The organism is Paenibacillus sp. PCH8 (genome assembly GCF_002968835.1).
Lineage (GTDB): Bacteria > Bacillota > Bacilli > Paenibacillales > Paenibacillaceae > Paenibacillus.
This window is the reverse complement of the sequence record NZ_PKQK01000002.1, coordinates 235,593-250,030: the sequence shown is the minus strand read 5'-3', so window position 1 is coordinate 250,030 and position 14,438 is coordinate 235,593. Positions and strand designations below refer to the sequence as shown.

8 protein-coding genes are annotated in these 14,438 nt (G+C 46.7%); 5 read left to right on the top strand and 3 right to left on the bottom strand.

Annotated elements, in window-relative coordinates; all coding sequences use genetic code 11:
* Nucleotides 1-98: 98 nt before the first annotated feature.
* Nucleotides 99-944, bottom strand: coding sequence for a DUF2161 domain-containing phosphodiesterase (locus C0Q44_RS13695; protein ID WP_105407879.1), 846 nt, complete (start codon nucleotides 942-944; stop codon nucleotides 99-101).
* A gap of 361 nt (nucleotides 945-1,305) precedes the next feature.
* Here C0Q44_RS13695 and C0Q44_RS13690 point away from each other — a divergent pair, with 361 nt between their 5' ends.
* From C0Q44_RS13690 to C0Q44_RS13670, 5 genes are all read left to right on the top strand, one after another.
* Nucleotides 1,306-3,201, top strand: a complete 1,896-nt coding sequence (locus C0Q44_RS13690) for a PrkA family serine protein kinase (protein ID WP_105407878.1) — start codon at nucleotides 1,306-1,308, stop codon at nucleotides 3,199-3,201.
* Nucleotides 3,202-3,444: 243 nt separating this feature from the next.
* Nucleotides 3,445-4,452 carry a globin-coupled sensor protein gene (locus tag C0Q44_RS13685; protein ID WP_105407877.1) on the top strand — a complete coding sequence of 336 codons (1,008 nt, stop codon included), beginning with the start codon at nucleotides 3,445-3,447 and terminating at the stop codon, nucleotides 4,450-4,452.
* A 128-nt stretch (nucleotides 4,453-4,580) separates the two neighbouring features.
* On the top strand, nucleotides 4,581-5,711 hold the full coding sequence (locus C0Q44_RS13680; RefSeq protein ID WP_308737417.1) for a LacI family DNA-binding transcriptional regulator: 1,131 nt from the start codon (nucleotides 4,581-4,583) through the stop codon (nucleotides 5,709-5,711).
* Between the two features lie 203 nt (nucleotides 5,712-5,914).
* The gene (locus C0Q44_RS13675) at nucleotides 5,915-8,743 is read left to right on the top strand and encodes an endo-1,4-beta-xylanase (protein ID WP_105407876.1); all 2,829 of its coding nucleotides are present in this window, start codon (nucleotides 5,915-5,917) and stop codon (nucleotides 8,741-8,743) included.
* A 233-nt stretch (nucleotides 8,744-8,976) separates the two neighbouring features.
* Entirely contained in the window at nucleotides 8,977-11,493 is a 2,517-nt protein-coding gene (locus tag C0Q44_RS13670; RefSeq protein ID WP_258166309.1) for an EAL domain-containing protein, read from the top strand.
* Between the two features lie 262 nt (nucleotides 11,494-11,755).
* On the opposite strand, the gene C0Q44_RS13665 is transcribed toward C0Q44_RS13670, so the two are convergent.
* Entirely contained in the window at nucleotides 11,756-13,192 is a 1,437-nt protein-coding gene (locus C0Q44_RS13665) for a SpoVR family protein (RefSeq protein WP_105407874.1), read from the bottom strand.
* On the bottom strand, nucleotides 13,189-14,355 hold the full coding sequence (gene yhbH / locus C0Q44_RS13660; protein WP_105407873.1) for a sporulation protein YhbH: 1,167 nt from the start codon (nucleotides 14,353-14,355) through the stop codon (nucleotides 13,189-13,191). The genes C0Q44_RS13665 and yhbH overlap by 4 nt, the downstream gene beginning before the upstream one ends.
* Nucleotides 14,356-14,438 lie beyond the last annotated feature (83 nt).

Sequence of the window (14,438 nt, the reverse complement as noted above, 5' to 3'; positions counted from 1 at the left end):
TCTGATATAGAATACACAAAATGCCTGTAATCTCGACTTGAGATTACAGGCATTTTTGCGTTCTCATGAAATTTCATCTTGTATCATATGATCCTTTGTCAGTCCTGATTAGTATTCTTCAAGTCGTGTTCAGCTCTTTCGGCAATGTGTGAAAGTTCATCCATTTTGTCGCCAAAATCGGAATATTGTATATTCAGTTCATTAATGCTCCGTTCCATCATATCATTATCCTCAAGCATGTGTGCATGCTCGGTTAACGCCTGCACTCCCTTAATCGTCAACATATACTTTCCACGGGAGAGACGCTCAAACCAGTTATAATAATTTTTTTGAAGGATCGAGGCGGCAGAACCTACACCTGACTGTCTGGCAAGCATCGCCGGAGAGGCTTCACCGTTCGTTCGCAGGGCGGATGCGACGCGTAATGCCTTCTCCCGATATGCCGTAACCAGCTGTCTGCGCGTGCTGCCCCCAATATTGTAGTCCCCGCTGCGTTCATCGAATTCCTTGAGCAAACGTTGTCGTCTTACGCCACTCTTTCGGGTAACATTACTGTGCTCAAGGCTGTGATTCAGTGCAGAGGGTTCGCAGAGTACATCAATCAGGGGGGCTTTGGTTTTGTAAAAAGTGACCGTCAGAAGCCCCAGACCGAGCTGTCTACAAAGTGCAGTCAGTTCGCTCCAGCGTTGGTTCACGGCTCCACGTTTACTGCGATTGCGCTCGACGGCCAGATACACGAACGGGCTAAGCTTCATGCGTTGCATCCCTTGTAACAGCAGGGACAGGTTGAACGTTTTTTTCATCTCCACAATAAGTGGTTCGTCTTGGTCCGATCTGACCCCTACGAGGTCACAATGTCTGACCTCTGCCTTGACGTCGAAGCCGCGCTGCTCGAAGAATGCCTTCACAGGCGAATATAATTCAGTTTCGTATTGCACTGCCATCGTTCGTGCTCCTTTCCTGAGGTGGTCTGGCTTTGACCATACGTTGTCCGGTTTCCTGAATTTAGAACCCTTATTATATCATATTCGTTCTTTTTTTTCTGAAGGCAGAAGATGTCTGATAGAACAGGGGGATGCCAAAATTCCGAGTTGAGAAATGAAAAAAAGAGGTCAACTTATCCAAAATGCCGCATAGGTATGTAATACACTTTTCACAACAAAACAAGACGTTTGGACAGAGGGTGGCGGGACTAAGCCGGACCGCAAGATGGGTATTCAAGCAGGAGCCGTAATTCTATTGATTTCTTCATACCATTCGGAATGGTTGACAATCACACTAAAGGAGCCATGGGAGGTACCAAGCATGAATATTTTTGAACGCGTTGCGGAACATCGGGCAGAGAGTGACCGTTTGACATGGAACGGAACATTTGAAGATTATATTGCAATGCTGAGAGAGGACCCGACTCCGGCAATGACGGCTCACGCCAGAGTGTATCAGATGATTGAATCGTTTGGCGTGGAAGAAGTAGGTGGGCATAAACGGTACAAGTTTTTTGAGCAGGAGATCTTTGGACTGGATCGATCGATTGAGAAGCTGGTTGAAGAATACTTTCATTCGGCAGCACGTCGTTTGGATGTACGGAAGCGGATCTTGCTCCTTATGGGGCCTGTAAGCGGAGGGAAATCCACGCTAGTGACGTTGCTGAAGCGGGGTCTTGAACAGTTCTCGCGGACGGAGCAAGGTGCCATATATGCCATTGATGGATGCCCCATGCATGAGGAGCCACTGCATCTGATTCCACTTGAGCTTCGTCCTGAGGTGGAAAAGGAAATTGGAGTCCGCATTGAGGGAAACCTCTGCCCATCCTGCCAGATGAGACTCCGTACCGAATATGACGGTGATATCAGTAAGGTACCGGTAGAACGGGTTCTTGTTTCCGAAGATAATCGGGTGGGAATAGGAACATTCAGTCCATCCGATCCCAAATCGCAGGATATTGCGGATCTGACCGGTAGTATTGATTTCTCCACTATTACCGAGTTTGGTTCCGAGTCCGATCCACGTGCCTATCGTTTTGATGGGGAGTTGAACAAGGCGAACCGCGGACTGATGGAGTTTCAGGAGATGTTGAAATGTGATGAGAAGTTCCTGTGGAACCTCTTGTCACTCACACAGGAAGGTAATTTCAAAGCAGGACGCTTCGCGTTAATCAGTGCGGATGAGATGATTGTGGCGCATACGAATGAATCGGAGTATAAATCGTTTATCTCCAATAAGAAAAACGAAGCGCTGCAATCCCGGATGATTGTCATGCCGATTCCTTACAATCTGAGGGTGTCCGAGGAAGAGAAAATCTATGGCAAGCTCATTCAGCAAAGTGACATGAAGCATGTTCATATTGCACCGCATGCACTGCGGACCGCAGCCATTTTTTCCATACTTACCCGCTTGAAGGAAACGAAGAAACAAGGCATGGATCTCGTCAAAAAAATGCGGATGTATGATGGTGAAGAAGTGGAAGGGTACAAAGAAGCCGATCTGCGCGAGATGCAAAATGAGTATTTAGACGAAGGTATGTCCGGCATTGATCCGCGGTATGTCATTAACCGGATCTCCAGTGCTCTGATTAAGCAAAATCTGGAGTGCATTAACGCGCTGGATATTCTGCGGGCCATCAAGGACGGCCTCGACCAGCATGCTTCGATTAGTAAAGAGGAACGCGAGCGTTATCTGAACTTTATCGCTCTTGCACGCAAAGAGTATGACGAACTGGCCAAGAAGGAAGTGCAGAAAGCATTTGTGTACTCATTTGAAGAGTCAGCAAGAACGTTATTCGAGAATTATCTCGACAACATTGAAGCCTTCTGCAATTGGTCCAAAATTCGGGACCCGCTGACCGATGAAGAGATGGACCCGGATGAGCGTTTGATGCGTTCCATCGAGGAGCAGATCGGCATTTCCGAGAATGCGAAGAAAGCATTCAGGGAAGAAATTCTGATCCGAATCTCGGCATACTCCCGCAAGGAGCGCAAGTTCGAATACAGCAGCCATGATCGTCTGCGTGAAGCGATTGAGAAAAAGTTGTTTACCGATCTGAAAGACATCGTCAAGATTACAACCTCAACCAAAACACCGGATGCAACACAACTGAAACGTATGAATGAAGTTATCAAACGGTTAATTGAGGAACATGGATATACCGCGGCCAGCGCGAATGAACTGCTACGTTATGTGGGCAGTCTGCTTAATCGCTAATCTGCAACGAACCATTCCGGATCAGGTTCCTGATGCCTGCTGTGAGGCTCCTTCACGGCAGGGTTAGGGCCTTTTTAGTTCTATTAGGCTAATATTAATCTAATAAGCTGACAAATAAGGTTGATTTTAAAGTAAATTAGTTCTAATGGTATATGTATATTTAGGTATTTTAGTCTATAATCGATACATATATTTACAATTTAAAGTAATGTAGTGTTTATTAAGGAGCTGACTGAACCAGATATGAGTAGTATTTCCGCAACAAGACAGAAGCAACTTGATTACATGGGATTAACCTTAGTTGATCTAGAGTTGCTTGCCGATCATCGGCCTGTTTTTAAAAAAGTCGTTAATGAAGTGGTTGACCATTTCTATAATCATGTGGGAAATTATCCTGAATTGGTAGATCTGATCGCCCGATTCTCTACCATTGATCGTCTAAAAGAGACACAGAAAATGTACTGGTTATCCATGACAGACGGGATTGTTGATGATGCTTATATTGAGCAGCGTATTGCGATTGGGCTTGTTCATTCACGCATTGGTCTGTCTGAGGATTATTATCTGGGCACCTATATGGTGTACCTAGATATTGCAACGAGCATATTCCAACAGGTGATCCCGGACTCCTGGCATCTTGTGATTCAAGCGCTGAGCAAGATGTTTAATCTGGATTCGCAGCTTGTCCTTGAAGCATATGAGAAGAAAGAAAAGGAGAAGTTACATCAGCTTGCCGATGATCAACAACATACGTTGCTGGCAATTACGCAGATTACCCAAGAGCTTACAGGCATGATTAGTGAATTAAATGAAAATGCCTTGGCTATTTCGAATGTAGCCAAAGAAACAGCTGCTTCTCAGGATCAGGCTCATGTTCTACTCACGGAATTGACAGGGGAGATCCATCAGATTGGAAAAATGGGTGAACTCATTCGTGAGATATCGGACCAGAGTCATCTGGTGGGTCTGAACGCAGCCATTGAAGCTGCACATGCAGGTGAGTTCGGACGGGGCTTTGAAGTCGTTGCGAGTGAGGTACGCAAACTTGCAGCCAGTTCCCGGGATGCCCAAGGTAAGATTCAGTCGAATCTGGAGCAGATTATGAAGAAACTAAGCAGTGTGCAGCAGGAGTCAGATCACACGTCCCGAGGCGCACGAAGCCAAGCCTCACGCTCCGCTGAACTTGCATTATTTGCGACAACAATGGAGAAACTGGCTTTGGATTTGAAGAAACTGGAACAGCAGGAATAGACGTTCAATCGATTGGAACCTTCCATACCGTTTCAGGCTATTTTAAGCTATAATGGGTAGACAAACCTGCCGATGTTATAGAAAATGCAGCCGGAGACAGGGGATTTGAAAGAGGTTGAGGTGATCAGATGGCTTCTATCCATGATGTGGCCAAGGAAGCGGGAGTATCTGTTGCAACCGTTTCCAAAGTGATAAACAATTATCCCGATGTAAGCGAAAAAACGCGCAAGAAAGTCAATATAGCCATCGAATTATTGAAATATCAACCCAATGTGGTCGCTCGTGGACTTGTCAAACGCCGTTCATGGACGGTAGGGGTGTTATTAACGGTTCCGTTCACGAACCCTTTTGTGTCGGAATTGCTTGAAGGGATCAAGACTGCACTGGAGAACAGTGGATATGATCTTGTCCGATTGTCTACACGATTCGATGACCCTGCATACTCGTTTATCAAACATTGTCGCAGTCGTAATGTGGATGGCGTTGTCGTATTCGGGGAAGGTAGAGAAAACACGAGTATACAGGAACTGGTGGAAGAAGAGATCCCAACGATGTTTGTTGATACTGACTTGTTCGGCAAGCGTGCCGGCTACATCACAACGGATAACGCAAACGGTATCGTGATGGGTGTCAAACATCTGCATGAGCTCGGGCATCGTAAGATTGCCTACATTTCAGGTACACTGGGACCTGCCGTAGCCAATCTGCGATTGGAAGGATATCGGGAAGGGCTACGCGAATGTGGCATTCCGTATTCAACAGTATATCTGGAGGTATGCGATTATTCATTCGACGGTGGCAGTAAGGCTGCCCGCCGATTGCTGGCACTTCAGGATCAACCGACAGGTATCGTCTGCGCTTCAGACATGTCGGCATTCGGTGCAATTCATGAAATTGAGAAGCACGGACTGCGTGTGCCGGAAGATGTCTCGGTGGTCGGATTCGACAACACGTATTATGCAGAGGTGTTCAAACCGGGGCTGACGACGGTGAATCAGAATATTTATTCCATCGGGATTAAATCCATTGAATATCTAATCGCCATGATCGAGAATCCGTCATATACTCCCCCGTCGTTACGGAACCTTCCAATCTGGTCGTGCGTCAAACGACAGCACCGGTCAATGAATCATAATCCGAACAAAACCAAGCAAAACCAAGCACAGCCATTGGCTGTGCTTTTTTTTCTTTCCTGGATCTGTACTGCGCTCATATTGGTTGGTGAACTTGAACGAACTTGGGCTATTCTTATCGCTTGAGGAACCGGGTGTGGATTCGAAACCTATTTGGAGCAAGTTCTATAGTTTAACGGGTAAACAAAGTCTGCTAGCAATCGTATAATGAAAATGCTTACATTATTTCCGGTCATTAACGTCTATCCAATCCTGCACAACGATTTTGGTGAGGACTGACACATGACGGAGTAAAGGGTAATGTAACGAACAACCAAGGAGGAGATCGGATGCATTGGAGAAAATGGTGGAGCTTGTGTTTGGCGGCTGTATTGGTCTTCAGTCTGTTACCAAGTATGGGTACAGGAGGGACACGTGCTCAGGCAGCTGGGGACGTTAAGGCAGGTGATGGCGATGCACCGCTATTTGAAGCTCATTTTGAAGATGGTTTGTTGGGGCAATGGCGTCCACGAGCGAGTGAGAAGCTCGATATTGTGACGGAAGTGGGCCACGACCGTACACACAGCTTGAAAACCTCATCTCGTACCGAAACGTTCCATGGACCCTTAATTGAGGTACTAGATCATGTGCAGAAGGGCAGCACGGTACATATTTCATTTTGGGCTATGTACAATGAAGGGCCAGACAGTCAGGTCATTAACGGTTCACTGGAGAAAGAATATAATAAAGACGCTTCGAGTCTTGAATATGCTACGTTTGCCTCAGCTACCCTGAACAAAGGGCAATGGAAAAAAATCGAGGCTGATGTGGTCATCCCCGGAGCAAATAGTGGCATCACCGGCTTCCGGATGTATGCGGAGACACCATGGAAGAAGTCAGAAGAAGTGACGCCAGCAGATACGATTACTTTTTACTTGGATGATGTTCTGATCACGGCTGCCGAGAAAATTGAAATTGAGCCGAATATTCCGAATTTGGTAGATATCTTGGGAGAAAATTATGCAATTGGAGCTGCAATCGACCAGTCTGCACTGGACTCGGAGGATATGCATTCCCAGTTGTTGACGAAACATTTTAATAGTATTACAGCCGGTAATTTTATGAAAATGGATGCGATGCAGCCTCAGGAAGGACAGTTTGTCTGGTCAGAGGCGGATCGCCTGGTGAAGTTTGCCCAAGCAAATAACATGGAGGTCAGAGGTCATACGTTGCTATGGCATAGCCAAGTGCCGGACTGGTTCTTCACTGATCCGAATGATGCATCGAAACCTGCTTCGCGAGAACAGTTGCTTGCACGGATGAAAACACATATCCAGACTATCGTGACTCGGTACAAAGGAAAGGTTCATACGTGGGATGTCGTCAATGAAGTCATCTCGGATGGAGGCGGCTTGCGGAACGAGGCAAGTGGTTCTAAGTGGAGAGACATTATTGGGGATGTGGACGGTGACGGGGATGACAGTGATTACATTGAGCTGGCTTTCCGGTATGCTCGCGAGGCGGATCCCGATGCTGTACTGGTGATTAATGACTATGGACTGGAAGGCAGTGCAAGCAAGCTGAATGATATGGTGAAGCTTGTAGAGAAGTTGCTGGCTAAAGGCACACCCATTGATGCAGTTGGATTCCAGATGCATGTGTCCATGTATGGACCGGATGTGAAGCTGATGCGAGAGGCTTTTGACAAGGTTGTTGCTCTTGGTGTGAATGTTCAGGTTACAGAGATGGACGTTTCAATCTATTCCAATAATTCCGAGCAGGAGATGCCAGTTACGGATGAATTAATGCTGCAACAGGCCTATCGGTACCGTGAACTATTCGACCTGTTCGATCAGTTGGGCAAACGAGGCGTAATGGACAGCGTTACGGTCTGGGGACTTGCGGATGATGGCACATGGCTTGATAACCATCCCGTCAAAGGACGCAAAGATGCACCGTTGCTGTTTGATCGTAAATTAAAAGCGAAACCGGCATATTGGGCACTGGTGGACCCTTCCAAGCTACCGATATATCGGAATGAGTGGACAGCATTGAAGGCTAACGTATCAAAGCTTGATCCTAAAGGACAGGAAGACATTCTGTGGGGAGCCGTTAAAGGGGTGCAGATTTCTCATCTGGCAGAAGGCACATCCAAGGCAACCGGTGAAGCCAGAGTGTTATGGGATGGCAAAAAGGTAAATCTGCGTGTGGAAGTTCAGGATACTACACGTCGCAAAGGAGATCAGGTACAGGTTTTCCTCGGAGAAGAAGTGGTTGGTAACGTTAATCGTACATCAACTGACAACGTATCCGCCAAGAAAAAAGATCCACAACCCGGTAATGGACAGTACACATTCAAACGGGATGGAGGCAAGGGGAAAGACCAAAAGGTATACCAGGTGAAGGAGAACAAGACGGGGTATGTCGTATATGCATCCCTGCCTTTGTCAGCCGCTTTACTTACCGAAGGTCAGGTACTATCCCTCGATTTTCGAATTACAGATGAACATGCTGCTGGACAGACAGCCAACATCGTTTGGAACGATATTACCAACCAACAGCCGAATAAACCGGCCAATAGGGGCAAACTGAAGCTGGGTTCCGTCCTGAAACAAACTAAGGTCACTTATGGCAAGCCTGTGGTTGACGCCAAAAAGGATGGAGTCTGGAAAAAGGCAACATCCGTTGCAACAGATACTTGGGTAATTGGAAACTCGGGTGCAACGGCGACTGCGCAGTTGTTGTGGGATGAGAAATACTTGTATGTATTCGCAGATGTCAAAGATCCATTATTAAGTAAAGTAAGCAAAAATGCACATGAGCAGGACTCTGTCGAAATGTTTATAGACCCCAACCACAATCAGACCACCTACTACGAGGGGGATGACGCGCAGTACCGGGTAAACTTTGATAACGAATCTTCCTTTGGAGGAAATGCATTGAAGGAACGGTTCAAGTCGGCTACCCAACGGACCAAAGGTGGCTATGTTATCGAGGCTGCCATTCCTTTGGACCAAGTCCCTTCGGGTAAGAATGTATGGATTGGGTTCGACCTGCAGGTGAACGACGATCAAGCCGGGAATGGGCAACGGAGCAGTGTGTCGATCTGGAGTGATCAAACAGGGAACTCTTACCAGAATACATCCAACTTTGGCAACTTGTTGCTCGTTCAAAAATAAGTGGAAGAAAAGCGGATGTAGTGATAAATGCTGTTTAGAGCTAATATCCGTTTTTCTGGAACGAAGTGTTGATTTTCAAGGCTGGGACGTTTAGACTATATACATTGATATTAAGCGGGTTCCAATGTATGATGGCGGCTTTAACTAAGTCTATGGTCACAAGTCAAATGATGCGGAGGGAGTGCCTGTCATCCAGACAGCGCACTCGCTTCTTTTTTACATTTAACATACATATGAAGCATTTCCCGGCTGAAAGGACAGAGCGAGTGGAGCACTTACATGGAACGTACAATTTAGAACTGGTTATTTTATCTTATATTATTGCTTCGTTAGCTTCATATGCAGCGCTTGATCTTGCAGGCCGTGTCAGTCGAACTAAAGGTATGGCACGCAATGTATGGCTTACCTGCGGCGCAGTCTCTATGGGTCTGGGAATCTGGTCCATGCATTTCGTAGGCATGCTGGCTTTTGTTCTGCCCACGCACGTATCCTATTCCACTGGCAAGGTCATTCTATCCGTTCTGCTCGCCATAATAGCATCGGGTATAGCCTTGAATATTGCGGGTCAGCAGTCCGGTAAAATACGCAAGCTTATTATCTCAGGCGTTCTTATGACAGCTGGAATCAGCTCGATGCATTATGTGGGAATGGCGGCAATGTCAACCCCTGTTACGTATGAAGCAGGGAGAGTAGTGTTATCTATTCTGATCGCAGCTATTGCTTCATTTGCTGCATTGTGGCTCATGTTTTTCTTTCGTCATCGTCAAGCCAGATATACCTGGGTGTATAAGATGGGCAGCGGTCTTATTATGGGTCTGGGGATCGCCGGAATGCATTATACCGGGATGTCAGCCGCGCAGTTCCATCATTCACATGACCAGATGACAAGTTCAATAATGCAGATTGATCCAGACATTCTTGCATACCTGATTGCAGTGGGCACATTTATTGCATTGGGGCTAACGTTATATGGCATATTTATCAATCAGCGATTGTCTCAAAAGGATCAACGTATCCGAGAGAATGAGCAGTGGTATCAGGCTCTGTATCATAACCATTCGGACGCCATTATCTCCGTGGACAAGGAAGGTATCATCAAAGGCATTAATACCGCTGTCACGACCATCACTGGATACCATGAGGAAGAAGTCATAGATTGTTCGATTGATGAGATTGCACAGCGGATTGATATACAGTGGATAAGTGAAATTGATTCGATTGACTGGGATGATAATCAGCTAGTGCCGGCTCACTATATGGCCAAGATGAGGAATGTACAGAATGAACATCTGGATCTTAGTATTACGGTGCTTCCTGTTGTCATTGATGATAGCCATGTGGGAAGCCACATTCTGATTAAGGATATAACCGTGGAAAAGCAGGCTCAGGAGAGCATTCGTCACCAGGCTTTGCATGACCCCCTGACAGGACTGCCCAATCGGCGCAAGTTGGATGATGTACTGGCTTGGTCCATTCAAGCCTCAGAAGAAAAGGAAAATTCTTTCGCCGTTATGGTGATGGATATAGATCGTTTCAAAATGATTAATGACTCGCTCGGACATTCGATCGGGGATGTGTTTCTAAGAGAAGTTAGCAGCCGAATCATGGCAGCAATTGAAGCTTCCCATCCAAATGCTACGGAAAATGTGATGCTGGCTCGTATGGGCGGTGACGAATTCACATTGGTGGTGTCCCATGATCAAGCGACTGAGATGCAGGTGGCAGAACTTGCAAAGCAGATTGTTGAAGCCATACAACTGCCTTACCGGTTGAAGGAGAATGACTTTTACGTTACAGCTAGCATCGGAATTGCGATGTATCCTCATCATGGAGTGGGAGCGGATTCCTTGCTGAAACATGCGGACTCTGCCATGTACGAAGTGAAGAAGAACGGCAAGAATGGTTTTCAATTCTATACCGCCCAACTGGATTCGGAACTCTATGAACGCATTGAATTGGAAGGTTACCTGCGTAAAGCGTTGGAACGAGATGAGATGATCTTGTACTATCAACCGCAGATTCGCACGGAGGATAGCCGCATGATTGGTGTGGAGGCTCTTATACGTTGGAACCACCCACTCAAAGGTCTGCTCGCACCCAATGTGTTTATCCCGCTTGCAGAGGAGACAGGCATGATCTATGAGATCGGCAATTGGACGCTGCGGGAAGCGTGCAGGCAGATGAAACTCTGGCATGCCAGTGGCGGACCGCTCATTCCGGTATCTGTGAACTTGTCCAGCCAGCAGTTCCATCAATCAAACTTGGTAGAACAGGTCAAGAATGCACTTAGTGAGACAGGGCTGGAAGCCCGGTACCTGGAACTAGAGATTACAGAGAGTATGATGATGGATGCAACAGTATCCACGGCGATCCTGAATGAACTAACAGCACTGGGTGTCAAGATCAGTCTGGATGATTTCGGTACGGGATATAGTTCACTGAGTTATCTGAAGCATTTCCCAATTCACAAGCTCAAGATTGATCGTTCCTTTGTCACTGATATTACGGAGAATCGCAGCGATCAGGCCATTGTAGCGACCATTATCTCGATGGCCCAGAATCTCAATATGGAAGTAATTGCCGAAGGCATCGAAACGAAAGGTCAACTGGATATTCTCATGCAAAATGACTGTCGGGAGATTCAGGGGTATTACTTCAGTCGTCCTTTGCCAGCACATGAAGTCGAGCATGACTTTTTTGTACCGCTGCGGTTGCAGGACAATGATACACCACCGGTACAATCAGAGTAAACCTTTCAATTAAAATATCTTACACTGACCACTTCGAGGTCAGAATAACCTTCCGATCGCCGTTATCCCCAGATTTTTTGAACCCTTTCATAAAGGGGAAATCCGGGGATAAAGGCGAACGCTTCGTTTTTTCATGTTATTTCTGCCCTCTTCGTTATTGTGTAAAAGTATAGTTGAACTATATCTCAAGCGGCAAGTCCCCGTGGATGTCGGGAACTTGCCGCTTTTTTGTGTCTTATCTTTCGATAACTTATTCACAACCTTACATGAACTTGCGATGGTGCTTCTTGCCATCATACGTGAACCAGATTGGTTTATCCTCAACACGGGTCTCCACATGTACGGTACGTCCCCAGAGACGGTACAGATAGGGCAGTGTGCGTTCCATATATTTCAGATCCAGCTCGATGCCCTCATATTGATGTTTCAGCACGAGTTCTCCGGTCCGCAGATAATCGGCATCTTGAACAACGAGATACGGGGAACCCCCGTTGACACGTGAGAATACAAGCTGATCCCGTATGTTTTCCCAGGACTTGTCGGTAATTTTCCAGTCCGGGCCTTTTTTCTCAAATACGTAGAGGTCGAGATCTTCAGTTAGTTGCTTGGTCATGTAATTGCGGATAAAGGAAGTATCGGAATCGAATTCACGCACCTCGAACATTTTGGAACGACCTTGGCCCGGTATACGTCCCCATCGCTCCTGTTCTTCACGGGTTGGCTGATCCCAGCGGCGTTCAATATCCTCGAAAATCTTCAGCCCCAAGTAATAGGGATTCAGACTTTGCTTGGAGGGCTGCACGACGGAAGAATTCAGTTTGGCAAACTCAATCGTATCCTCACTGTTCAGATCGAGTTCACGTATAATGCGTTGATGCCAGTAGGAGGCCCATCCTTCATTCATGATTTTAGTTTCCATCTGTGGCCAGAAGTAGAGCATCTCTTCACGCATCATACTCATGATATCCCGCTGCCAATCGGTTAACACTTCGGAGAATTCCTGAATAAACCACATGACATCCTTCTCGGGTTCAGGCGGAAAGTGATGGACCTGTATGCCTTCGGTAGGAGCTTCTTCGGTCTTTACGTCGTCAAGGGACCATAAATCATCATAACGCCCTTCCGGTCGTGGTGCTTTCACGCCGCGTTGCTCCCGCATTTTCATCTCCATGTAACGTTGTTTGTCCAAATGACGGGGTTTAATCAGTTGTGGGTCCACATGCTCCTGAATTGCGATAACCGCATCGATAAAGGCTTCAACCGCTTCGGTGCCATACTCCATCTCATAGTTGCTGATCCGGTCAGCGGTGGCGGCCATACTCTCAACCATATTGCGATTGGATTTGGAGAAACGGGCATTGTTTTTGAAAAAATCACAGTGTGCGAGGACGTGGGCTACAATCAGTTTGTTCTGAATTAAAGAGTTTCCGTCCAGCAAAAAGGCGTAACAAGGGTTGGAGTTGATCACAAGCTCATAAATTTTGCTGAGACCAAAATCGTATTGCATCTTCATTTTGTGAAAAGTTTTCCCAAAGCTCCAGTGACTGAACCGGGTCGGCATACCGTAAGCACCAAAAGTGTAAATAATGTCTGCCGGGCATATTTCATAACGCATCGGATAATAATCAAGGCCGAATCCATCGGCAATCTCCATAATTTCGGCAATGGCGTATTCAAGATCGCGGATTTCATCTGTCATCCTACGCTGCCTCCTTCCCGTTTTTGGAAAAAGCTGCGCAAAGCTTTGTATACTTCGCCTTTTTCTTTGATCACGTAATACATGAACTGGTCGATCTTGATATGACGATAGGCGGACATCAGAGTGCTGCTGCGGTTATACTGGTTCACCTCGCCATATCCGAACATATTGCTGCGCTTCATCAGCTCACCAATCAGTTTGACACACCGTTCATTATCCGAGGTCAGGTTATCCCCGTCAGAGAAGTGAAAAGGGTAGATGTTATAGCTGGAAGGTGGATAACGACTGTCAATAATATCCAGTGCTTTCATATATACAGAGGAGCAGATGGTACCTCCGCTCTCGCCACGGGTGAAAAACTCTTCTTCCGTCACTTCTTTTGCTTCCGTGTGATGGGCAAGAAAGACGATCTCAACCTTCTCATACTGGCGGCGCAGGAAGCGAGTCATCCAGAAAAAGAAACTGCGCGCGCAATATTTCTCAAACGAACCCATGGACCCGGATGTATCCATCATGGCAATAATGACGGCGTTGGACTGTGGAATGATTTTGTCTTCCCAGGTCTTGTAACGCAGGTCATCCGGACTGATATGGTGAATGCCTGGATTGCCGGTTGTTGCGTTGCGGCGCAGATTCTCCAAAATGGTACGTTTCTTGTCAATATTGGACTGCATGCCTTTTTTGCGAATATCGTTGAATACAACGGTATGTGTCTCAATCAGGTCTTTGTCTTTCTGCTTCAGATCGGGCAGCTCCAGTTCAGCGAAGAGCATATCTTCCAGTTCCTCAATACTCACTTCGGCTTCCACAATGTCATGACCAGGCTGATCTCCGGCTTTCTCGCCTTTGCCGGGTTTCTGCGAAGCAGGGTCTCGACCGATGACATCTCCGACCTGACTGTCACCGTCTCCTTGACCGACATGTTTTTGCTTCTGGTAATTATACACAAAACGGTACTCATCCAGGCTGCGGATGGGCACCTTGATGATTTGTTTTCCATCAGACATGATGATGTTTTCTTCCGTAATCAGATCAGGCAGATTCTGCTTGATGACATCTTTCACCTTTTGCTGATGGCGCTGCTGGTCCTGGTACCCTTTGCGGTGAAGCGACCAATCTTCCCGGGATACGACGAACGAGTAAGGCTGGTGTGAATTTGACATGTAGGCACCCCCCAATGATTACGCGGCACAGTTTGGCCTGTCGGTAATTAAGTATATTCACGGGCGGGGATGATATGTGATGC